The organism is Halococcus salifodinae DSM 8989 (assembly GCF_000336935.1).
Taxonomy (GTDB): Archaea; Halobacteriota; Halobacteria; order Halobacteriales; family Halococcaceae; genus Halococcus; species Halococcus salifodinae.
In genome coordinates this window covers 1-22,763 of the sequence record NZ_AOME01000030.1, presented here as the reverse complement: position 1 = coordinate 22,763, position 22,763 = coordinate 1, and the positions used below count along the sequence as shown (strand labels likewise).

General features: G+C 69.0%; 21 protein-coding genes and 1 pseudogene. 13 read left to right on the top strand and 9 right to left on the bottom strand.

Annotated elements, in window-relative coordinates:
• Both C450_RS21535 and C450_RS06540 read left to right on the top strand, forming a co-directional pair.
• Positions 1–158, top strand: a pseudogene (locus C450_RS21535) (IS701 family transposase); the annotation flags it as partial.
• Positions 159–456: 298 nt separating this feature from the next.
• Complete coding sequence (locus C450_RS06540; protein ID WP_049909918.1) at positions 457–783, top strand: hypothetical protein; 327 nt, start codon at positions 457–459, stop codon at positions 781–783.
• 223 nt (positions 784–1,006) lie between these two features.
• On the opposite strand, the gene C450_RS06535 is transcribed toward C450_RS06540, so the two are convergent.
• The 4 genes from C450_RS06535 to C450_RS06520 form a co-directional block, all read right to left on the bottom strand.
• Positions 1,007–1,783: an SDR family NAD(P)-dependent oxidoreductase gene (locus C450_RS06535; protein WP_005041615.1), complete on the bottom strand. Its 777-nt coding sequence runs from the start codon at positions 1,781–1,783 to the stop codon at positions 1,007–1,009.
• 81 nt (positions 1,784–1,864) lie between these two features.
• A complete protein-coding gene (locus C450_RS06530; protein ID WP_005041612.1) occupies positions 1,865–2,206 on the bottom strand; it encodes a cupin domain-containing protein in 342 nt (113 codons plus the stop codon).
• A 64-nt stretch (positions 2,207–2,270) separates the two neighbouring features.
• On the bottom strand, positions 2,271–3,497 hold the full coding sequence (locus tag C450_RS23180) for a mandelate racemase/muconate lactonizing enzyme family protein (protein ID WP_080510276.1): 1,227 nt from the start codon (positions 3,495–3,497) through the stop codon (positions 2,271–2,273).
• 114 nt (positions 3,498–3,611) lie between these two features.
• Positions 3,612–4,532: an NAD(P)-dependent oxidoreductase gene (locus C450_RS06520; RefSeq protein WP_005041607.1), complete on the bottom strand. Its 921-nt coding sequence runs from the start codon at positions 4,530–4,532 to the stop codon at positions 3,612–3,614.
• A gap of 149 nt (positions 4,533–4,681) precedes the next feature.
• On the opposite strand from C450_RS06520, the gene C450_RS06515 reads away from it, so the two are divergent.
• On the top strand, positions 4,682–6,376 hold the full coding sequence (locus C450_RS06515) for a TCP-1/cpn60 chaperonin family protein (protein ID WP_005041605.1): 1,695 nt from the start codon (positions 4,682–4,684) through the stop codon (positions 6,374–6,376).
• A 48-nt stretch (positions 6,377–6,424) separates the two neighbouring features.
• Here the strand turns inward: C450_RS06515 and C450_RS06510 are convergent, their stop codons facing one another.
• Positions 6,425–8,041 (bottom strand): TCP-1/cpn60 chaperonin family protein, encoded by a 1,617-nt coding sequence (locus tag C450_RS06510; protein WP_005041602.1) that lies wholly within the window; start codon positions 8,039–8,041, stop codon positions 6,425–6,427.
• Positions 8,042–8,175: 134 nt separating this feature from the next.
• Here C450_RS06510 and C450_RS06505 point away from each other — a divergent pair, with 134 nt between their 5' ends.
• The 6 genes from C450_RS06505 to C450_RS06480 all read left to right on the top strand — a co-directional run bounded on the left by C450_RS06505 (position 8,176) and on the right by C450_RS06480 (position 15,307).
• Positions 8,176–9,765 carry an extracellular solute-binding protein gene (locus C450_RS06505; protein WP_005041599.1) on the top strand — a complete coding sequence of 530 codons (1,590 nt, stop codon included), beginning with the start codon at positions 8,176–8,178 and terminating at the stop codon, positions 9,763–9,765.
• Positions 9,766–9,849: 84 nt separating this feature from the next.
• Positions 9,850–10,797, top strand: coding sequence for a carbohydrate ABC transporter permease (locus tag C450_RS06500; protein ID WP_005041596.1), 948 nt, complete (start codon positions 9,850–9,852; stop codon positions 10,795–10,797).
• 12 nt (positions 10,798–10,809) lie between these two features.
• Positions 10,810–11,649 (top strand): carbohydrate ABC transporter permease, encoded by an 840-nt coding sequence (locus tag C450_RS06495; protein ID WP_005041594.1) that lies wholly within the window; start codon positions 10,810–10,812, stop codon positions 11,647–11,649.
• 90 nt (positions 11,650–11,739) lie between these two features.
• Positions 11,740–12,912 (top strand): ABC transporter ATP-binding protein, encoded by a 1,173-nt coding sequence (locus C450_RS06490; RefSeq protein ID WP_005041593.1) that lies wholly within the window; start codon positions 11,740–11,742, stop codon positions 12,910–12,912.
• Between the two features lie 111 nt (positions 12,913–13,023).
• Positions 13,024–14,079 (top strand): isocitrate/isopropylmalate dehydrogenase family protein, encoded by a 1,056-nt coding sequence (locus tag C450_RS06485; RefSeq protein ID WP_005041589.1) that lies wholly within the window; start codon positions 13,024–13,026, stop codon positions 14,077–14,079.
• A 10-nt stretch (positions 14,080–14,089) separates the two neighbouring features.
• Positions 14,090–15,307 (top strand): hypothetical protein, encoded by a 1,218-nt coding sequence (locus C450_RS06480; RefSeq protein ID WP_005041586.1) that lies wholly within the window; start codon positions 14,090–14,092, stop codon positions 15,305–15,307.
• Between the two features lie 36 nt (positions 15,308–15,343).
• Here the strand turns inward: C450_RS06480 and C450_RS06475 are convergent, their stop codons facing one another.
• The 4 genes from C450_RS06475 to C450_RS06460 form a co-directional block, all read right to left on the bottom strand.
• The gene (locus C450_RS06475) at positions 15,344–16,165 is read right to left on the bottom strand and encodes a fumarylacetoacetate hydrolase family protein (RefSeq protein WP_005041583.1); all 822 of its coding nucleotides are present in this window, start codon (positions 16,163–16,165) and stop codon (positions 15,344–15,346) included.
• 1 nt (position 16,166) lies between these two features.
• Positions 16,167–16,517: a cupin domain-containing protein gene (locus C450_RS06470; protein ID WP_005041581.1), complete on the bottom strand. Its 351-nt coding sequence runs from the start codon at positions 16,515–16,517 to the stop codon at positions 16,167–16,169.
• 92 nt (positions 16,518–16,609) lie between these two features.
• Positions 16,610–17,398, bottom strand: coding sequence for an SDR family oxidoreductase (locus tag C450_RS06465; RefSeq protein WP_005041578.1), 789 nt, complete (start codon positions 17,396–17,398; stop codon positions 16,610–16,612).
• A 174-nt stretch (positions 17,399–17,572) separates the two neighbouring features.
• Positions 17,573–18,871, bottom strand: a complete 1,299-nt coding sequence (locus C450_RS06460; RefSeq protein ID WP_005041577.1) for a hypothetical protein — start codon at positions 18,869–18,871, stop codon at positions 17,573–17,575.
• A gap of 178 nt (positions 18,872–19,049) precedes the next feature.
• Here C450_RS06460 and C450_RS06455 point away from each other — a divergent pair, with 178 nt between their 5' ends.
• The 4 genes from C450_RS06455 to C450_RS06440 all read left to right on the top strand — a co-directional run bounded on the left by C450_RS06455 (position 19,050) and on the right by C450_RS06440 (position 22,496).
• Positions 19,050–20,027: a D-2-hydroxyacid dehydrogenase gene (locus tag C450_RS06455; RefSeq protein WP_005041575.1), complete on the top strand. Its 978-nt coding sequence runs from the start codon at positions 19,050–19,052 to the stop codon at positions 20,025–20,027.
• Between the two features lie 117 nt (positions 20,028–20,144).
• Positions 20,145–20,426, top strand: coding sequence for a hypothetical protein (locus tag C450_RS06450; protein ID WP_005041574.1), 282 nt, complete (start codon positions 20,145–20,147; stop codon positions 20,424–20,426).
• Positions 20,427–20,432: 6 nt separating this feature from the next.
• Entirely contained in the window at positions 20,433–21,602 is a 1,170-nt protein-coding gene (locus tag C450_RS06445; RefSeq protein WP_005041571.1) for a hypothetical protein, read from the top strand.
• A gap of 147 nt (positions 21,603–21,749) precedes the next feature.
• Positions 21,750–22,496 carry an SDR family oxidoreductase gene (locus C450_RS06440; RefSeq protein WP_005041569.1) on the top strand — a complete coding sequence of 249 codons (747 nt, stop codon included), beginning with the start codon at positions 21,750–21,752 and terminating at the stop codon, positions 22,494–22,496.
• Positions 22,497–22,763: the final 267 nt, after the last annotated feature.

The window sequence follows — 22,763 nt, the reverse complement described above, 5'->3', positions numbered from 1 at the left end:
TCGTCTCGAAAGCCTCGTCGCTCCGAGCGCAGCTCGAACACGGTCTCAAAGAGGCGATCTACAACATGTTTTCGTGGGTGCGCGACCAGGATCACGATCTCGACGGACTGATGGAGGAGATCGACCATCTCTTCCTCCATTCCGAGGGGAGTTTATGAACGTGCAGAGCCGAGGTTGTACTAACGTAGACGCCGACAAATTCCTCACCCTCCCCCCGAGACGGGGGACGGCCAAGAGCTGACCGCCCGGGTATCACCCAACAGCGACGCCGAAGAGGACGAAGTGGCGTCGCTGTCGGCGGACCCGGAGAGAATCCACCTGTTCGACGACCGCACCGGCGACAACAGCACGCGCTGACAGGACGGCGTCGGGGGCAAGTATCCTAGTGTTTCTTTCGCGCAGAATTATACCGAGCATAAACTACCGACGGCCCAGACGTCCGTTCGGGTGGTCACGATGTCGACAGGAAACGACGCAGATCAGAGAGACGCGACCGAGGAGCACGATTCGAGAAACAACGGCGTCGAGGACTACGACGTCCACGACAGGGAGCGTAGCGAAAGCTACGACATGCCAGCCGTCGACGCCGGCACCGCCGCCACGAGCGTCTGGTACCTGTGGGTCGTGGCGGTCGTCACGGCCGTGGTGGCGGGCTTCTTCGCCACGTCGACGGTGGTGACGACGCCCGCCGAGCCGTTCTACGCACTCATCTTCGGCGGGGTGGCCGTCATGGCCGCCGGGTACGGGTTCTACACCGTGCGCGAGCGGACCCGACCGTTCTGAGACCGTCGAAGTACGGCAGGGTCAGTCGTCGTGCCCGAACGCCCGCTCGTAGCGTCGGGTCCGGTGAACCCTCGCGGCGCGGCAGGCTCGCCACCGACGAGGGGACGAAGCGTCTCCGTGACGAACGCCGCGGCCGACGCCCACCCTCGCCGATGGTGGAGGTGAAGCCGACGTCCTCGGGGCCGGCACCGGCACGACGGGCTACTCTCGGAGGGGTCCCGGACTACTCGGTGAACGTACTCCGGGTGAACCCGCCGTCGACCGTGATGATCTCGCCGGTCGTGTAGCTCGCGGCGTCGCTCGCCAGGTACACCACGGCGCCCGTGATCTCCTCGGGGCGGCCGAGGCGCCCGTCGACGGTCCGGTCGACGATGGTGTCGTGGCGGGGGGTCCCCTCGGTGTACGTGCCCGAAGTCTGCTCGGAGACGATGAACCCCGGGCGGACGGCGTTGACGCGAATCTCCGGGCCGAGCTCCTCGGCCGCGTTGCGGGTGAACGCGTCGATCCCGCCCTTCGCCGTGGAGTACGCCGCCAGGTTCGGGATAGCGATCTCCGAGGAGAGCGACGCGATGTTGATCACGCTCCCCGACTCGATCGCCTCGGCGAAGGTCTGCGTCGCGCGGAAGGTGCCGTCGATTTGGACGTCGGACACCTCAGACCAGTCGGTCTCGGAGGCCTCGCTCACGGACTTCCGGGCGATGTAGCTCGGGGAGTTCACGAGGACGTCGACGCCGCCGAGCGCCTCGACGGCGTCGTCGCGCAGGCGCTCAAGCGACTCGCGGTCGGTGACGTCGCAGGTCAGTTCGGCGGTCTCGGCCCCGAGGTCTCGTAGTTCCGCCGCCGTCTCCGCGACGTTCTCTTCGGTCCGGCTCGACGCGATCACATCCGCGCCCTCGGCCGCGAAGCCGCCCGCGATGCCCCGTCCGATGCCGCTCGTGCCCCCGATTACGACGGCCCGTTTGCCGTCGACTGTAACGGGAGTGTGCGTGTGAGCTGTCACGAGTTCGCGTGGGGCAGGTGGGAAGTTATAGCTTCGCCCTCCGGTCGCGACTCCGCTGTGCGGGTAGCCGACGGTTCGGCCTCAGCCCTCGGTCCACGGTGGGTTCGGCCGCGGCGGGCTGAAGATCTCGACGCCCTCGACGGGCTCGTCGCCGCAGTTCTCGGCAGCGTGGGGCGCCCCGCCGGGGATGACGTACGAGTCGCCCGGGCCGGTGGCAACCTCCTCACCGTCGACGGTAAACGTCAGTTCGCCTCGGGTGACGAAGCCGGTCTGCTCGTGTTCGTGGCTGTGCTCTCCGACGACTGCGCCGGGCTTGATACGGAAGTGCTGGACGCTAGTGCGTTCACCGGCGGCCAGCTGCGCGAGGTGGACACCCTCCAAGGCCTCCACGGACTCCTCGTCGGTGACTGAGACGACGTCCATATGATATGGTTCCATTCCACGAGTATAAAACCAACCGTCGGTGTCGCCTGCGGCGTCCGTTCCGTCACTCGCCAATCCGGTACCGCTCGACGGCGCCGGGGTCGAGGTCGACGCCGAGTCCCGGCCCCTCGGGGACGGCCACCCGGCCCCTGTCGTCCGTCTTGACGGGGTCGACAGCGAGATTGTCGCGGAGGGGGTTTGCGGAGCGGTCGAACTCCAGCGGCGGGTCGCCGGGGAACGTTGCCAGCAGCTGGAGGCTCGCCGCGAGCGCGACCTGCGTCCCCCAGACGTGGGGAACGATCGGGACGCCGGCGTGCTGGGCTCCGTCGGCGACCTCGCGGGCCGGCGTCAGCCCGCCGACGTTGCAGACGTCGGGCTGGACGACGTCAAGTGCCCCCCGGGCGAGCAAGCGGTCGAGGTCCGCCGGCCCGTGGCATTCGCCGCCGGCGATCGGCACGTCGAGCGTCCGTGAGAGGCGTTCGTACCCGTCGTAGTCGGTGGGCCGGACGGGCTCCTCGAACCAGCGCACGCCGAGGGCGCCGAGTTCGCGGCCGACGCGGCGGGCGGTCGGGCGGTCGTACGCGTAGCTTGCGTCGACCATCACGTCGACCTCGGGGCCGACCCGGTCGCGGACTCGGCGGGCGAGTTCGACGTCCGCGTCGGGACTGTGGCCGAGCAACGCGAGCCCGACCTTGAGCTTCACCCGTCCGAAGGCGTCGGCGTTGACGGCCGCCTCGTCGCAGATCGCCGCGTACTGCTCCTCGAGGTCGTCTGTCGGCCGAAAGTAGTGGCCGGTGGCGTAGGCGTCGACCGCCCCGCACTCGCGGCCACCGAGTAACGTCGCGACAGGCACTCCGAGGAGCTTCCCCTTCAGGTCCCACAGCGCGAGGTCGAGGCCGCTGAGTGCCGGGAGCGGGATGGTCGACTGGTAGGCCGCGCGGGCGCTGTCGTACAGTTCGCGGTGGAAGCGCCCGACGTCGAGCGGCGATTCGCCGACCAGCGCCGGTCCGAGCAGCGACGTGACGGTCTCCCTTGTGCCGGCGACCGGCCCCCAGCACTCCCCCCCCCCAGCCGACGGTCCCGTCGTCGACCTCGATTCGGACGAGCACGGCGCTCCGCGCCTCGACCCACGCCTGTGCGTAGCCGAACGGCTCCTCGACGGGTACCTCGACGCCGATGGCTTCGACGTTCTCGATACGGGCGTCCTCCATGGATCGTGTCTCGTCGCGGGCGTACTAAGCGTTCCCGCCGCCGGCGAGTGCGTCGTTCGAAGCGCCGATAGCGACCCCACGCCGCTCGACCCCGGACGGCGTCTCGGCGCCCGAACCTCTTCGTGGCACCGAACTACCCGACGAGGGGTCGAGGAGCACGGAGTCGCCCGACGGGACGATTGGCTCCCACCCGCTCACTCCTCGACTCGCGCCTCCTCACCGGCCATCGTCTCCAGCACCTTGATGACCGCCGAGTGGTCGTCCTGGCCGTTCCCCATCGTCTCCATCGCCTTGTACTGCTCGTGGACGACCGACGTGGCCGGCATCGGGGCGCCGTACTCCTCGCCCGCGCGGGTGGCGATCCGGAGGTCCTTGTACTGGTACGCGGCGAAGAATCCGGGGTCGAAGTTCCCCTCGATCACCCGCGGTGCGCGAGCGTCGAGTGCCCAGCAGCCAGCCGCGCCGTCGCTAACGGCGTCGAGGACGGCGTCCAGGTCGGCGCCGGCGCGCTTCGCGAACAGCAACGCCTCGCTCACGGCCTGGAGGGTAGAGCCGACGATGATCTGGTTCGCGGCCTTGGTCACCTGCCCGGCTCCCGTCGGTCCGCAGTGGGTGACTGTCTTGCCCATGGCCTCGAACAACTCCTCGGCCGCGGCGAACGTCGATTCGCCGCCCCCGACCATGATCGAGAGCGTCGCCTCCACGGCACCCTCTTCACCCCCGCTAATCGGCGCGTCGAGGAAGGCGGCGCCCGCGGTTTCCAGTTCCTCGGCGATCCGCTCGGTGGCGACCGGCGAGATCGTCGACATGTCGATCACAGTCGACCCCTCGTCGACACCGTCGATGACCGGCTTGTCCGCTCCTTCGTGCTCTCCCTCGCCCAGCACGACCGACTCGACGACCGGCGTGTCGGGAAGGACGGTGATCACTACGTCCGACTCCCGCGCGACTCCCGCCGGCGACGCGGCCGGAGTCGCCCCGGCGTCGGCCAGTCGGTCGACCGGCCCCTCGGACCGGTTGTGGACGACGACATCGTAGCCCGCGTCGAGCACGTTGTTCGCCATCGGTTCGCCCATGATGCCGAGGCCGACGAATCCCACGGTCTGCGAAGACATACCACGGACTGGGGACTCGACTCTCAAATAACCCCCTGCTGGATGGGGTCCGCTCCCGGCCGTTCGAGGGCGCCGACCAGTGCGTTCCCCGGCCGACCCCGCCGCGGTCCCGCGCAGGATTTAATTCGGTGACCCCGAAAGGGCCTCCCATGACAGCCGACATCGATGGTGACGCGGGGCTCGCAGCCGACGAGCGAGGGGAGTGGACCCTCCGCGACGCCGAGGCGCGCGAGTACGTCAGGGGTGCCGCCCGCGCGACGGTCTCGCTGGTCGAGTCGACGTACGGGCCGCGAGGGCTGGAGAAACTCGTCGAAACCGTGGACCACCAGGACGTCCCGGAGACCGTGCGGGCCGGCGACGCCGGGCGACTGTTCGACGCCGTCGAACGCGGCGGGGGGTTCACCCACCCAGTCTCCGCGCTGTTCGTCGACGCCGTCGACGGGATGCAGCGCGGGCTGAACGACGGTACGACCGCAGCGACACTGCTCGGGGGCGCACTGTTGGACGAGGGGTTCGACCTCGTGGAGGAGGGACTCGCGCCGGGGAGCGTCATCATGGGGTACGCGATGGCTCGGGCCCGGGCTGGCGAGACGCTCGACGCCCTCGCCCGGCCGGTCGCCGTCGACGACCGGGCGACGGTCCGGGCGGTCGCGGAGACGACGATGACCGCCGACCTCGACCCGGCCGTCCGCCGACGCGACGCCGAACGGATCGTCGACGCCGTCCGCGAGCTCGCGGCCGCGGACGAGCGCGGCTGGGTCGACACGGACGACGCGAAGGTGCTCGCCGCGCGGGGAGCGGGCGACGAGTTCCACCGCGGCCTCGTCCTGTCGCGCCCCGCCGACACCGGTCCGAACGGGGCTGGCGTGACCGAGCCGCTGGCCGACGCGACCGTGACGGTGCTCGACGACGACGTCGACTTCGAGTCGACCGCGAGCAGCTTCGGAGGGGACGCCGGCGCCGGCGTGCACCTCGACTCCGCCGACGCCGTCGCCGACTACCGCCGCGGTCTCGAGGGACGCATCGAGTCGGCGGCGACCGGGCTCGCCGAGATGGGGGTCGACGTGTTGGTCTGTATGGAGGCGCTCGACGCGGACGTCGCCCGGGCGTTCGAGCGCGTCGGGGTCGCCGTCGTCGACAAGGCCACGTATCCGAAAGACGATATCTACCGTCTCGCGCGTGCGACCAGCGCGACGGCCACCTCGGACGTCGCCGACCTCGGCCCCGATCGACTGGGCCGCGCCGGACGGGTCGCGGAGCGGCGGGTCGACGACGAGGTGTGGACCGCGTTCGAGGACTGCTCCGGCTCCGTCTACACCATCGTCGCGGGCGCCGACACCCCCGAGGCGGCCGACCGGCGCCGCGAGTCGATCGAGGACGCCCTGGAGACGACGGCCACGGCGGCGATGGACGGACAGGTCCTCCCGGGTGCCTGCGCGCCCGCCGCGGCCGTCGCAGCCGCGCTCCGCGAGTACGCCCCGAGCGTCAGCGGGACGGAACAGCTCGCGATCGACGCGTTCGCGGACGCGCTCGACCGACTCCCGTACGTCCTCGCGGCCAACGCCGGCCTCGATCCGATCGACGCGCTGACCCGCCTCCGGAGCGCTCACGGCGGGGGGAGCCGCGGTGGGGAGGCCGCGGGTGAGCCGTCATCGATGGGCGTCGACCTCGACACCGGCGAACCCGTCGACGCCTGGGAGGCGGGCGTCGTCGAACCGCGGCGCGTGTTCTCGCAGGCGGTCGAGACCGGCGGCGCCGTCGTCGAGCAGCTGCTCACGATCGACGCCGTGCTACACCCGAACGTGGACCTCCCCGGGTACACGCCGCGTACGGAACACGAATAGGGGAGAACGAGAACGGCGAGAGCGGTACGGGCGGTCGGGATCGGCGACTCAGTCCGCGTTCGGTCTGCCGGCCCCGCCGGCCGGACCAAGGCCCATCTCTTCCTGGTCTTCCGCGTCGTCGCCGAGATCGGTCGCGGGCAGGCGCTCGTCGATCCGCACCAGCTGGGTCGCGAGCTCCGTCGCCGCCGTCAGCGTCGCGCGCCTGATCGGGAGCGGGTCGACGATCGCGTCCTCGGCGAGGACGTCGCGGGTCGTCCCGACGAGCGCGTCGACACCGACCGCGTCCCGGCCCTCCGAGCGGGCGACGCGGAGGCGGACCTCGGCCTCCCAGGCGTCCATCCCCGCGGTCCGACCCAGTGCGCGTGGGACCGTCATCAGCGCGTCGCCGAACGCCTCGGCGGCGAACTGTGACCGGTCGGGTATCGACCGGGCCTCCCGTCGGACCGCCTCGGCCGCGGTTGCCTCCGCGGCGCCGCCACCGGGGACGACCCGACCGTCGCGAACGGCGGCCGCGGCCGCCGCGACCGCCGACTCGACCGAGCGCTCGAACGCCGTCGCGCTCCGCGGGTCGGGCGCGCGACAGAACAGCGTGTAGACGGTCTCGCCGGCCCCGTCGGTGACGAACGTCATGTCGCGGCCCGCCTTGCGCTCGACGCGGACGGCGGCGTCGCCCAGGGTCTCCGTGGTGACCTGTTCGAGCGTGGGCACGACCGTCGTGCCGGTTGTCCGAGCGATCCGACGGAGCTCGTCGGCGTCGAGGCGTTCGACGCCGAGCACGTCGCGTGCGGCGAGCTCGTTCTCGACGCGCTCGTTGATCGCCTGCCCGGTGAACACGGCGCCGCAGCCGGCCTCGACTGCGGCGTCGAGCCGCTCGGCGAACGCTGACCGTTCGTAGTCGGCGACGGCCTCGCGCTCCTCGAAGGAGTCGACGTCGAGGTCGACCCGTCGCGAGACGCGTCCCATCTCGGTGCCGACGGTCGGGACGTCGACGGTCGAGGAGAGGACGGCGACCCCCCGACGGTCGGGCGTCCGGGGCATCGCCGGCGTCGTCTGGTTCCGGTCAAGGACCACGCCCTCGACCAACTCCGTCTCGGCGGCGGCCCCGCCGGTGCGGGAGACGACCTGGATCGCGTCTCGGGCGCCGGGACCGGCGTCACCACTCCCAACCTCGTCGCCGATTCGTTCCACGGCCGCGGCGACCTGATCTGCGACGGCGCCCCGGGCGGACGGGTCACGCGTCCCCGTGAGCGCGATCCGGGCGACCGCCGACGGTCCATACTCGTCGAGCGAACGCGCCGTGCGGTCGAGGGTCGTGAGCGCCGTCTCCAGTCCGGTTCGGTACCCCTGCTCGATCGCGGTGGGATGGAGCCCTCGTTCGCGGAGACGCTCGGCCTCGGCCAGCAGCGCGCCGACGAGGGCGACGACGCTTCCGGCGCCGTCGCCGTGGCGCTCGCGGAACCCAGTCGCCGTCGACGAGACGAGCGTGACGGCCGGGTCGTCCACCTCGAGGCTGTTCAGCAGTTCGGTCGACGAGGCGGTAGTCTGGACGTTCCCGTCAGCGCCGACGAGCAACTTGTTGGCACCGAACGGTCCGAGCGCAGTACGGATGACGTCGCACAGCGTCCGGACCTCCCCGGCGAGTCCGACGCCGCTCTCGTCTGCCATGGTGGGTCATGGCTAGCGGGAGCCTATATATCTACCGCGACAGGTATCTGGTCGGGTATTGGATTTATACCGATAGGTACGTCGTGAAAAAGAGGACAAACATTATAACACAATGGTGATGATTAACATATGGTATGTCAACAGACGGCACGAGTGAGAGGACAGCCGAGAGTACCGACGGGACGGGCAACGACCGTTCCCGACGTGACTTCGTCAAGGCAACCACGGCGGCCGCATCCGCCGGTGCGCTGGGCGCCCTGGCCGGCTGTACGGGTGACGGTGGCGGCGACGGTGGCAACGATACCGGCGGCGATACCGGTGGCGGTGGGGACGGCAACGACTCCGGTGGCTCCGGCGGCGGTGGTGGCGGCAACGAGTCCGTGGAGATCCAGTTCCTGTCGGCGCAGGCGGCCGAGAACTCCTCGATCCGGAGTCACTTCCAGGAGTCGATGAAGGATTTCCAGGAGAAGTCCGGCAGCGTCTCCGTCAGCCTGCAGACGGCGTCCTACGGGGACATGAAGAACAAGCTGGCCTCGACCGTCCAGTCAGGGAACCCGCCGGCGCTCGCGGAGTCCGGTTCGGCGGGGCTTCAGTTCTACCTCAACGACCAACTCGTCGACCACACGAAGTTCTTCGAGGGGTCGGACTCCTTCCCGGACGACTTCACCGTCCCGAACAAGGAGATCGCGAAGTTCCGCGACGAGTGGTGGTCGACCGGTGCGATCCGTCACACCAACAGCAACCTCGGGATCCGGCCGAAGATCTTCAGCCAAGTCGGGATCCAGAACCCGATGGAGGATCTGAAGACGTGGAGTCAGTTCCACGACGCCATCGTCAAGATCGACGAGCAGATGGACACCGTCGCTTACGAGGAAACCGGCGTCGGCGGCGACCTGGAGTCCTATTGGGGGCAGGCCCGAACGGCGTACACCGGGGGGACTGACCCTTGGATCCGCGGCGATCCCGAGAACCCGGACGTGGTCATCGGCAACTCCGATATGGAGGAGGACCGTCGGCGGACCGACGGGATGATCAAGGCCTGCGTCAAGCGGGCCAACGAGTTCAGCAGCGACGAGTCCGCCTCGCGGGGCGACGAGGATATCCCGTCGCTGATGCTCACCGACCGGGTCGCCTCGTTCACCTACGCGACCCCGACCGCCCGTCGGTGGTTCGCAGTCAGCGAGGACATCACGATCGGCTGGGACGGTGGCGACGGTGACTTCATGCTGCTACCGAACCCGAAGTTGGACCCCGAGTACGGAAGCAAGATCGGAATCAGCGACCTCGAAGGGCTCGAAGGCCAGCACGGTGGCCACGTCTGGGGGCTCGAACAGGCCCACACCGTGTTCAGCGGCGTGAGCAACGCCAAGCAGCAGGGCGCCTGGGAGCTGTCGCAGTACCTGTTCGCCGACAACGACTTCGTGCTTCCGGCGTGGGGCGAGCACTACCAGTCCATTCCCGGTCTCGCCACGAAGATGGATCCGCTCCTCAACGAGTACCCCGATCTGCCCCAGAACTTCCAGCGGTCTATCGAGAACCAGAACCAGTACGCCGATCAGTACGCGAACACGGGCGGGGCTTGGGACCTGCGTGCCACCGACCCGATCCGGTGGACGGACATCAACGAGACGATCAGTCAGGCCATCGCCGGCCAGCACAGCGTCCAGGACACGCCCGGCGTCGTCCGTGATCGGGTGCTGACCCGGATCGAAGACTCGGGCTGAAGCGACCGCCGTCTCGGGGCAGCGCCAACCGCTCCCCGTCGGCGGGGGCAAAGATTTATTCGTCACACATCGGTCATAGTCATCATGGCACAGGAACAGGGTCGGACAGCCGACCAGATACGCGAACGGTACGGAATCGGGGAGCGAACGCTCACGGATCGAGTCAAGGACAATTGGGTGGGGTACCTGTTCATTATACCCACCTTCATCGCCTTCACCGGCCTGTTCTACTTCCCCATCGCCCGGGGGGTGTTCATGACGTTCACGAACGCCTCGCTGGGTGTCACGGGGGAGTTCATCGGACTCGACAACTACGCCTGGCTCCTGACGAACGACCTGTTCTTCTACTCGTTCGGCTGGACGATAGTGTTCGTCTTCGGGACCACGTTCACACAGCTAGGGCTTGGTGTCGTCGCCGCGCTCCTGCTGAACGAACTCCGCGAGGTAGCGAAGGACTGGGTCGGCGTCCTGATCATGTCGCCGTACTTCTCGGCGCCGCTAGCCGGGGGTGTGATCTGGATGTGGTTTCTCGACTCCAACTTCGGGTTCATCCCCAAGCTGTTCGGCCTCTTCGGCCTCACGGCTCCGTCGTTCCTCGCCGGGGACTTCTGGCCGTTCGTCTCGCTGATCGTCGCGCAGACGTGGCACGACTACGCCTACTCGGCGATCATCTACGCCGCGGCGATCGTGAGCATCCCGAGCGAGCAGTACGAGGCCGCGGCGCTGTCGGGCGCCGGGCGGCTCCGCCGGTTCCGGGACGTGACGCTGCCGCACCTACTCATCCCGACGATCGTCATCCTCTCGCTGCGGACGGCGTGGAACATCGCGGAGTTCTCCCAGCCGTTCGCCCTGACCGGCGGCGGTCCCGGTACGCAGACGATGCTGATGAGCATCCTCACGTACCGCGTCGCGTTCGTCAACACGAACTTCGCGCGGGCGTACACGATCGGGATGGCGATGGTCGTGCTGTCGATGTCGGCGGCCGTCATCTACGTCAAGGCAATCGATCAGGAGGACGACCTCTACGTCTGAGGTACTATTCACATGTTAAATCCAACCAAACGAGACAAGACGCTGCTGTACGCCGGGATTATCGCGTTCGCGCTGTTCGCGGTGGTCCCGTACTACTGGATCCTTCGTACGTCGATCCTTACCAACTTCGCGGCGATCAGTCCCGACACCGGGTTCTTCCCGCTGGGGGAGCTCACCCTCGACCCGTACTCCGCGGTGTGGGCTGACTTCGCGTTCCCGCTGTACTTCAGGAACAGCATCATCGTCGCATTCGGGGCGACGATTATCTCGCTGTTCTTCGCCATCCCGGGCGCGTACGCGTTCGCACGGCTCGACTTCCCGGGTCGACAGGCGCTGTTCTACACCGCCGTGTTCACCATCATGTTCCCCTGGATCGTGCTGACGATCCCGGTGTACGAGGTGTTCTACTTCCTCAATCTGGTGAACACGCTGCCGGGCATCGTCGTCGCCCTGTCGATCTTCGTGCTGCCACAGAACATCTGGCTGTTGCAGGGGTTCTTCCGGCAGGGAATCCCCGAGAACATCGAGGAGGCGGCGCTGATCGACGGTCACAACGAGCTGACCGCGTTCATGCGCATCGTCCTGCCGTTGAGCGCACCCGCGATCGGCGCGGCTGCACTGTTCGCGTTCCTCACCGCGTGGAACAACTTCCTGTGGGTGTTCGTGCTCACGAGCGACGAGAGCGTCCGAACGGCGACGGTCGCCATCCACTACATCCTCGGCAGCGACGTGCTGCGCGAGTGGAACACGCTGATGGCCTCGGTGGTGCTGCTCGTGGCGCCGCCGGTGATCTTCTACGGCCTCTCGCGCCGCTATCTCGGTGAGGGGCTCGGGGGGTCCCCGGGCGGGTGACCACCACCGGGAATAATTTTCCGCTGGACCGGGTCGAAACGGGAGTCAAAGATATAAGACCGCGCCGAAAACACAATGCAACGAGAAACCATGTCACAACTCGAACTCGACAACGTTACCAAGGTATTCGACGATTCGTCGGGCACCATCGTCGCCGTCGAAGAGCTCGACCTGAACATCGACGACGGGGAGTTCGTCGTCTTCGTCGGCCCCTCGGGCTGCGGGAAGTCGACAACGCTGCGGATGGTCTCCGGGCTGGAAACCATCACGGACGGCGAAATCCGGCTCGCGGGCCAGCGCATCAACGAACAGTCGCCGAAGGACCGGGACATCGCGATGGTGTTCCAGTCCTACGCGCTCTACCCACACAAGACCGTTCGGGGGAACATGGCGTACGGGCTACAGCTGAGCACCGACCTCGATGACCAGGAGATCAACCGTCGAGTCGAGGAGGCCGCCGACATGATGGGTATCGAGGACCTTCTCGACCAGAAGCCGGCGTCGCTCTCCGGCGGACAACAACAGCGCGTCGCCACGGGTCGCGCGATCGTGCGCGAGCCTGCCGTCTTCCTGTTCGACGAGCCGTTGTCGAACCTCGACGCGAAGCTCCGCAAGCACATGCGCACCGAACTGGCGCGCATCCACTCGGAGGTCGGCATCACGACGATATACGTCACCCATGACCAGGAGGAGGCGATGACGATGGCCGACCGGATCGTCATCCTCAACGACGGCAGCCTCCAGCAGGTCGGTACGCCGAAGCAGGTGTACTACGAGCCCAACAACCGGTTCGTCGCCGACTTCATCGGCTCGCCGTCGATGAACTTCCTCGACGTGAAACTCGATCGCGACGGGACGGGGACGGGGGCGGGGACCCTCGTCAGCGACGAGGTGAACTACAAGCTATCGGACGGGATGGTCGGAAACCTCGACGACGTCGACTCCGACCTGATTCTCGGCGTCCGACCGGAGAACATCCGAATCGAGGCGGGTGCGGCACCCGAGAAGAGCATCGAGGCGACGGTCGACGTCGTCGAGGTGATCGGATCTGACAACTTCATCTACCTCGACCTGGCGGGACAGGAGTTCCGGGTCCGCACCCCCTCCGAGATCGAACCGGAGGAAGGTGAGACGGTGACGCTCACCTTCGACGAGGAGAACATCCACCTGTTCGACGCCCGAACTGGGGACGCGCTCGTCCACGGGCACTCCCAGGCGAGCGTGTCGGCGCCCCCGGAGCAGTCCGACACGGCCGCCGACTGACCGTTCGACGCCGACCGCCACTCGGCCCTCGGACGTTCCGGCACCGACCGAGGGGCCGTCGGAACGACCGGGACGCGAACGTTTTTGAGGGTCGCTCCGGCACGTGAGAGTATGGCATACGACATCGCTCTGATTCCGGGCGACGGGATCGGCCAGGAAGTCGTAGCGGCCGCGCGACCCGTACTGGACGCCGCCGCCGCGGACGCCGGCTTCTCGCTCGACTACGAACGCTTCGACTGGGGGAGCGAACGCTACCTCGACGAGGGGTCGATGATGCCCGACGACGGAATCGACCGGTTGCGGGGCCGCGACGCGATTCTCCTCGGCGCGGTCGGCCACCCCGACATCCCCGACCACGTCACACTGCGAGGGCTGATGCTTCCCATCCGCAAGCGCTTCAACCAGCAGGTGTGCGAGCGCCCGGCCGTGCTGTACGACGGCGTCGAGAGCCCACTGCGGGGGTACGGGGGCGGCGACATCGACCTGGTCGTCTTCCGGGAGAACACGGAGGGCGAGTACGCGGACGTCGGCGGACGCGAACACCGCGGGTTCGACCACGAGGTAGCGATCCAGAGCGCGGTGTTCACCCGACAGGGGACCGAGGACGTCGTCCGCGCGGCGTTCGAGGCCGCGACCGAGCGCGGGGGAAAGCTGACCAACGTGACGAAGTCGAACGCCCAGGCCTACGGGATGGTCCTGTGGGACGACGTCGTCGCGGAGGTAGGAGAGGAGTACCCCGACGTGGAGGTCGAGCGCCTGCTCGTCGACGCCGCCTCGATGGACTTCGTCCGCCGTCCCGATGAGTTCGACGTCGTCGTCGCCTCGAACCTCTTCGGCGACATTCTCACCGACCTCGGCGCCATCGTCACCGGAAGCATGGGGCTCGCCCCCTCCGCGAACGTCAACGTCGAGGGTGACTACCCGTCGATGTTCGAGCCGGTTCACGGCAGCGCCCCCGACATCGTGGGGCAGGGCGTCGCCAACCCACTCGCGACCGTCCTCTCCGGGGCGATGCTGTTCGATCACCTCGGCGAGGGGGTGGCCGGGGAGCGTCTGGAGAGCGCAGTGGCCGACCAGCTCGCCGACGCCGACGCCCCCCGAACGCCTGATCTCGGCGTCGACGCCGGCACCGAGGCGGTCGTCGACGACCTCCGCGGACGTCTCTGAGACGGGTCGAATGGACCCACCACCACGGGACGCGTTCGTCCGCGAACTGCGTGGGATGGACCGCGGGGCGCTCGTCGGGTTCGTCGCCGACCTCGAATCGGCCCGGGGCGGGACGGTCGAGCGGACGGACGAGGGGTTGATCGTCGACCGCCCGACCGGCGAGTGCCGCCGGCTCGTAGTGGCGACGACGCATCGGCGGGCGACCGACCTCGGGAGCGGAGCCGACCCGGACGTCGACGCGGTCGTCGTCGGCCGGGCGGTCGACGGCGACACGGCTCTGTGTGGCGTCCGGGTCGTCGACGCGGTCGACCTCCACGCGATGGCGCTGTACGCCGTCGACCGCGGGGACCTCCCGTCGCTCCTTGACCGACACTTCGGGGGCGGCGCGTTCGCCGACGCCGGTGGAGGGGAACGCCTCGCCGGATTCGACGTTCGGCAGGTTCGCTCTCGGGTCGGCGACGTATCGGACCGGCAGGCGACCGGCGCCGCCGCCGGGGCTCTCCTCGTAGTAGCTCTCGCGGCGCTGGTCGTGACCGCCGCACCCGCAGCCGTCCCCTGGGTCGGTGTCGGGTCCACCGACGCCGGGGTTACCTCCGACGGTCGGACCGCGACTGGGGCGGAAGCGACCGGCGGACAGTCGACCCCGGGACCGACCACGAGTCCGACGGTGCCAGCGGGCGCGCTCGGCGCGACTGACTGGAGCGGGAGCGCCTGCCCTCGGCCACCACGGGACGCGCATCCTGCGACCCTCAGGCCCGAACCGGTCGCCGTCGCCACCGCCTTCGGACTCGACGGCTGGGCGATCCGGCTGGCGACGAACGTCAGCTCCTTCCGGGGGCCGAACGAGCTCTCGATCCCCTACCTGCCGGAGATTCGCCACAAGACGAGCTACCGGAGCCCGTCGGGGGGGACAGTCGTACTCACGATCGACCGGTGGCCGGACGAGGACCGCGCCGCCGTGGCGGGCGCCGCGCTGGCCGCCGACCGGACGGTGGCCCTCCGATGGGGCCGGTACACGATGGGTGTGATCGTCTACCAGACGCCGGACAGTACGAGCACAGCAACGAGACAGTCCGGCAGCCAGTCGGACAACGTCGACCCCCGCAGATCGGTAGGGAGGGCGCGCGTACTGCTGTCGCACGTGACGACCCCCGACGGACTGCAACTGGGAACGGACTGCGTCGCGGAACTCACGACCGGCGGGAACGCGACCGCTGCAGGAACCTGACGGTATACTGGCCCGCTTCCGAGTTGCCTCCGCGCCTCACTCGACGACGTCGGCCGCGACGGAGCCGACCCCGTCGACCTCCGCCCGCACCGCGTCGCCGTGTTCGATCGGGTGAGCGCCGGGCGTTCCGGTCGAGATCACGTCCCTGGGTTCGAGCGTCATCACCTCGGAGTGGAACGCGACCAGTTCGCGCGGCGGAACGTGCATGTTCGCGATCCGGTTCTCCGCGACGACCTCGTCGTTCACGACCGTCCGCACCGAGACGTCGTCGAGCGCCATCCGGCCCTCGGAGACGGCGATGTGCGGCCCGATCACGAGGAACGTGTCGAAGCTCTTTGCGCGGGTGAGAAAGCGGGGGTTGCGCCGGAGCACGTCCTCGGCGGTCATGTCGATCACGGGGACGAACCCCGCGATGGCCGCGTCGGCGTCCTCGGCGGCGACGTTCCGGCACGTGCGTCCGACCACGACCGCCAGTTCGGCCTCTGCAGTCACCCGGTCCGTGCGCTCGCGGGGCGGGAGCCGAATCGGACCGCCGGGGCCGGTCGCCGCGGTGGCCGGCTTGAAGAAACTCGCCGGCTCGTCGGGGCTGTCCTCGTCGAGGTCGGCCGCGTGGTCGGTGTAGTTCAGGCCGATGCCGAACAGCTTTCCGGGGTCCGGCAGCGGCGTGCTCAGGGAGAGCCGGTCGGGTGGGACCGGCGACGCAGTCGCCCCGGCCGGGTCGGGGAGGTCCCCGTCGGCCGCCCGCGGGAGTGCGTCCCGGACTGTCGAGAGCGACGGGTCCGTCGCCGACAGCGGGCGGAACCCCTCGTCGTCGCCGAGCAGCGCCCGGCCGTCGGCGGTGCGGGCCAGGTACCGCACGCTACTCCTCCTCGCGGTCGGTCCAGAAGTCGAAGGAGCGACCCGGGGCGAACACGTCGAGGCCGACCGCCCGCTCGTCGCCGGTGTTCTCGACGCGGTGGGTCTCCCAGGCGTCGAGCCACACCGAGTCGAACCGCTCTAAGGTGACCTCGTCGTCCTCGGTGGCGACGGTGAGTTCCTCCGTCAGGCAGAGACACACCTGCTCGTTCTCGTGGTCGTGCATCGGCGAGGAGTGTCTCGGCGGTTTCTCGAACCACTCGAAGGAGAACTGCTCACTGCCCGTCATCGATACGCGCCGCCAGCCCTCGTCCGGTTCGTACGTCTCCGCGTCCTCGAAGTCTACCTCTCGCATGGGTGGCCGAAACACGTGTGGGAGGGCACATCAAGCTTCGGCCGGGGGAAAACGACCGGTGCAGGAGAGTCAGGGGGCGCGTCGCCCGACGGTCAGAGGTTCGCGCCAGTCGTCCCGCCGTCGATGGGAATGGCGGTACCGTTGATGTGCCCCGCCTTCGGCGAGGAGAGGAAGGCGACGGTGTCGCCGAGCTCCATCGGGTCGCCGATCTTTTCGAGCGGGTTGGTCGCCCAGTCCGCGAGTCCCTCCTCGTAGGAGTCGTACTCGCCGCGCTCGATGGCCTGGTTCACGAGGTCCTCGATGCGAGAGGTTTCGTGCGGGCCCGGGAGGACGGCGTTCGAGCGGATTTCGGGGGCGAACTCCTTCGAGAGGGTCTTCTCGAGCCCGATGACGCCCATCCGCACCGAGTTCGAGAGGACGAGCGAGTCGATCGCCTCCTTCACGCTCCGGGAGGTGATGGTGACGATGCTGCCGCCGTCGCCCTCCCTGAGGTGGGGTTCGGCCGCGCGGGCGAGCCGGACGACGCTCATCACGAGCAGCTCGTACGCCTGCTGCCAGTCCTCGTCGTCGGTGTCGAGAAAGGCACCGGAGGGCGGCCCCCCGGCGCTCGTCACGAGGTGGTCGAGCCCGCCGAACTCGTCGACGGTCGTCTCGACCAGCGTCTCCACGTCGTCCGGGTCCGTGAGGTCGCCCGCCTGCGTGACGACATCACCCGTCGCCTCCGCGCGGATCTCCTCGGCCGCATCCTCCAGTCGTTCCCCGTCCCGGCCGTTGATGACTACGTTCACGCCCTCACGGGCGAGCGCCCGCGCCGACGCCTTCCCGAGGCCGCTGCTGGATGCCGTTACGAGTGCCGCGTTTCCGCCGATCTCGAGGTTCATTGCGACCGGAACGTCGAAGCCGGAGGGGTAAAGAGGTTTACCACGTGGCAAGCGGGCGCGGGGGCAGGAGAACGCGGCGCCGGGACAGCTATAGTGGCGTCTGCAACTGGTTACTCATCCGACCGCACGCCGTCGTGCGGTCGAGTGTGTGATGACCTGCAGACGGTGCTACAATCAGCCGTCCCCGACCGACTCGAACCGTGCGTCCCCGTCCGGGAAGGAAAGACGCGAGCGTCCGACCGCCTCGACGTGCTCGGGGAGGTCGTCGGCCAGCGCGGGCGACACGCGGAACGCGGAGAGGTGGCCCGTGTCGCGGACCCAGGCGACCCGGACCGTCTCGGGGTCGTAAGGACCGAACGAGGAGACCGCGGCCCGGAGCGCGCGTTCGTCGTCCGGAAGCACGACCGGGAGCGCGGATTTCGATAGCGACCCGCTCGTGAGCGCGTTGGCGTACATCTGGTCGAGGTCGAGTTCGGCGGCGACGGATGCGGTCGTCACGTCGGCGAGTCCGATTCCGTGGGCGTTGCCGTGGGTCGCCTCGGTCAGCCCCCGGACGACGATCCGGTCGATGGTCGGCTGCTCGGGGTCGTCCGTGTTGAGCGCGCTGTACCGTCCGATCACGTTGGTGTCCATCCCGGTGCCGGAGACGTCCTTCCCGACCTCGTCGACGACGAGTACGTCCAGATCGTCGAAGGGGAGCGTCGGCATGTACTCGTAGGCGCGTTCGAGGAGGTCCGTCTCGGCGTCGGGGAGCGCGTCGGCGGCGAGTCCGGCGACCTCGGCGGTGTCGTCGTAGAAGTTCTCTACGATTGCGACCCCGCCGAGCAGCGGAATCGACTCGCGGACGACCTCGAACGTCGACCCCAACGACTCGACGTAGCCGTCGACGAGCGCGCGGTCGTGAATCGCGCTCGCCCCGGCCTGCTTTCCCAACCCGACGGCGGCCATCTTGGTCAGTCCGCTCTCGAACGGGCCCTGGAAGTTGGTGTGGGCTTTCACCCGGTTGACGACGAGGACACCGTCGGCCTCGACTGCCGGTAGTGCCAGGTGGACCGGGGCGCCGGCGGGCGTCTCGCCGACCACCTCGGTCCCCATGCGGGCGTCGACCGGACAGCCCAGCGCCTCCTCGTCGAGTCCGAGCGCAGCGAGCGTCCGGCGCTGGCCCTCCGGCGTCGCGCCGCCGTGGCTCCCCATCGCCGGAATCGCGACCGGCTCGAACCCGCGCGACTGCAGGTCTTCGACCACCGCGGTCGCGACCGGGACGACGTCCGTGATCCCGCGGCTACCGAGGCCGACCGCGACGGTGGCGCCGGCCGGCAGCGTGTCGAGCGGGAGGTCGGAGACCGCGTCGCGGGCCGCGGCGGCCGGGTCGGCGACCTTCGGTGTCGGCGGGTCGTAACTGACGTCCACGAACTCGGGGTAGGACACCGGCGGGAGCACGTCGTCGACGGTGTCGGCGTCGGGGAACTCCATGTCTCTGTCTCCCCGACGGGGCGCCGAGGCGATAAAGCTCCGGCCGCCGTCGCGCTGGTGTCCAACGTCCGACGTGGGTCCGGTCCGACGCGGCGTTCGTGGCGACGGACGCGTCGACCTCCCGGCTGGGTCCACGTCCGGAGACAACTATATTCGCCGGGGACCGGTAGAGCGGTGCATGTCGACTGACGGGAGCGGCCAGGCGGACGTGCTCGTGCTCAGGAAAGGCGCCCACGGCATCTCGACGGCGGAGTACGTCGACGCACTCCGGGAGCGGTTGCCGGACAGCGTGCGCGTCGGGCGCGCCCGGACCGCGGCGGCCGAGCGCGAGGGCGTCGAAACCGCCCGCGTCGTCACCGGCGGGAGCATCGACCGCAAGATGCTCGACGGGGCGTCGAACCTGGAGCTGTTTGCCTGCATGTCCGCGGGCGTCGACGACCTGCCGCTGGAGGCGCTCGCCGACCGGGGGGTGGCCGTGACCAACGCCTCCGGTGTTCACGGGCCCAACATCGCCGAGCACGTGATCGGAAGCATGCTCTCGTTCGCGCGGGAGTTCCGCCAGTTCTGGCGCCAGGAGGAGCGCAACGAGTGGCGACAGGGGCAGGCAAGCGAGCTGCACGGGAGCACCGTCACCGTCGTCGGCCTCGGCGCCATCGGCGAAGCGATCGTCGAGCGGCTGGACGGGTTCGGCGTGACGACGATCGGCGCGCGCTACTCGCCGGGGAAGGGCGGACCGACCGACGAGGTAGTGGGCTTCCGCGACGACGAGGCGTTCGGGGACGCTCTCTCGCGCAGCGACTACGTCGCCCTCGCCTGCCCGCTGACCGACGCGACGCGGGGGTTGATCGGCGCGGTCGAACTCGACACGCTGGAGCCACACGCCGTCCTGGTGAACGTCGCCCGCGGCCCCGTCGTCGACACCGGCGCGCTCGTCTCGGCGCTGCAGGGGAACGCGATCGGCGGCGCCGCGCTCGATGTCACCGACCCCGAGCCGCTGCCCGGCGACCACCCGCTGTGGGACCTCGACAACGCGTTCGTCACCCCGCACAGCTCCGGACACACGCCGGCGTACTACGAGCGCTGCGCCGAGATCCTCGCGACCAACTGGGAACGGCTGGAGGCGGACGACGGCGTGCTCCGAAACCGGGTGGCCTGACCAGAGCGACCCGGAACGGCGGCGGAGCACCGCCGGAGGTCGGGCCAACGCAGGAAGACCGCAGGACCACGGGACGACGACGATGTCTTTATGTTCGAGCGCCGTCGTTGCCAACGTATGGCACACGGCCCCGACGCGGTCCACCAACTCGTCGCCGACGCCGGCTGGTCGTACCCGGTGTCGGCTGGGCGCTTGGAGCGCAACTACGCGCTCGAGAGCGTACAGATCGACGAGAAGGGGAACACGATGATGCTCTCGGAGCTGCTGGTGGCGGTCGACGTAGAGCGATTCGAGGACCGAGAGGACCTGGAGCGAAAGCTCGACCCCGTCTGCGAGGCCGAGAGCGAGGCGCGCAGCTCCGGCATCGTGGGACGACTGAAGCGGACGTTCCTGGGCTGAGCCGTGATGGGCGTGAACAAGCTCAGAACCCTCTCGTACGGTGGCGGACTACTGGTCGGGCTGACTGCCCTCTGGGCGACCATCAGCTACGGCGGGTCGCCGCTCCGGTTCGTCGGGGGGTTCGCGCTGGCCGTCGTCGCCGCCGGCCTCCCTGCCGGGCTCGCACACTCGAAGGCGACCGCCCTGTCGTACTACCGACGCTACGCCGACGAGGACGCCGGGTTCAGCGAGGAGCAAGGCGCCGTCTACGTCTCGGGCTCGTCGGTGGACGACGCCTTCGAGGCCCTCGAATCGGTGTACGCGTCCCTCGAGGGCGACGGCACGTACGACCGTATCGAACGCGACGCGTTCGACGAGGGACCGGGACTCACCGTCACCTACAGCGGGTTCCACAACTGTTTCGTCCGGGTGACCGACGGCGGACAGATGGTCGTCACCGGCGCCTCGAAGAAGACCGGAACGGTGGCCGACGCGGTCGCGAGCGCCTGTTCACTGTCGTTCGACCGGACCCGGGACAACCCCTTCGAGGGGGTCGAGCCCGTCCGGGGCGCCCCGCGGGTGTTCCTCGGGGTGATCGTGTTCGCGATTCTCCTTGTGGGCGTCGGCGCCCTCGCCGGCGGGGCCTACCCCTCGGACGCGTACAACCCCGCCGAGCGCACGGCGCTGATGACGATCGACGCGAGCGGCGACGTCAACCCCGGGGTGTCGCCGACCGACACCCAGCTCCGGAAGGCGTCGTTCCTCGTCGGCGTCGTCGACGAGGAGGCTACCGAAATCCGGTGGGAGGGGAACAGCAGCGCCGAAATCGCCGGCCACGGCAGGCAGGCGATCGCGGTGTCGAGTGACGCCCGCGACCTGCTGGCAGCCGTCCGCGAGGGGTTGGCAACGCCGGAACAGGTCGAGCGGGCGAACCGCCTCGCCGCAGAGTTACGCGAGGCCGAGCAGTCAGTGGCGACGGCGCTTGCAGAGCGGGCCGACAGCCAGGCCCTCTCGGGCGACGTCGCCGCCCTCCGCCGACTCGGCGAGCGACTCCGCGCGGACGCGACTCCCGAAGACGGCGCCGTTGGAGACGCGGTGACCGGGGAGGCGACCACCGGAGACGCGAACGCGTCGCCGGCTTGGGCGACGCCCGCGGTCGGGGTCTCGAGGGCGGCGATCACCGCCTCGGCGGCCTGAGAACGGGACGGGGCGGGGGGCCGACCGGAACGATCGGGGGTATGGGGGATAGCCCGACCGGTGCAGAAGTAGCGGCGAGCGTCGATCCGCACCGGACCCGTCCGCACACATCAGCCCCCTTTTATCGCTGAAGCGTGATGGCAAGGTATGGTAACAGACGACCCGCTAGCGGAGGCAGCGACGCTCGTCACCGGCGCGACCTCGGGGATCGGCGCGGCGACCGCCCGTAAGTTCGCCGAACGCGGGGCGAACGTCGCTCTCGCGGCGCGGCGCGAGGACCGACTGGAGTCGCTCGCCGACGAACTGGAGTCCGAGCAGGGCGTCGAGGCGCTCGTCGCCCCGACAGACGTCACCGACGAGGCGCAGGTGGAGGCGATGGTCGAGGCGACCGTCGACGCGTTCGGCGGCCTCGACGTGGTCGTCAACAACGCCGGCCTGGGTCGCGAGGGTGAGGTCGAGGAGCTGTCGACGGAGAAGTACCGCCACATGATGGACGTGAACGTCGGCGGGACCTTCTTCACGTCGCGGGCGGCGCTCCCTCACCTCAAGGACTCCGGGGGGAACCTCGTGTTCGTCGGGAGTTTCGCCGGGCAGTACCCCCGCCCTGACGCTCCGGTGTACGCGGCGACGAAGTGGTGGACACGCGGGTTCGCGCTCAGCCTGGAGGGGGCCGTCGGCGACGACGGCGTCGCTGTGTCGGTGATCAACCCGACCGAGGTGCGCACGGAGTTCGGCTCCGAGGACGGCGACCCGCTCAAGAGCGAGTTCGAGGCGGGCGAGGTGACCGAACCCCCGGAAGTCGCCGAGGCCATCGCCTTCGCCGCGAGCCGCGAGTCGCCGAACGTCGCCAGCGAGATTGACCTCTACCGGCGGGACAAGTTCGCCCACTTCTGAACCGCGTACCGAATCGATTGGTCGTGTCTCAAAGCCGTCTAAAGTCGAGTAGTAATTGACTCCGTGGAAGCGGGGTCACCTCTGGTAACCATCACGAGAGGTGCCCCATGCACGCCACAATCGACGTGCGGTTCGAACTCAGCATCGACGACAACAAAACCGTACCGCTCGCCGCGCTCGGTGAGGAACTCACCGAGCAGAACATCGAGGCCACGATCCTCGAACAGCTCGTCGCAAGCCTCCTCAGCGAACAGCATCATCGATGGA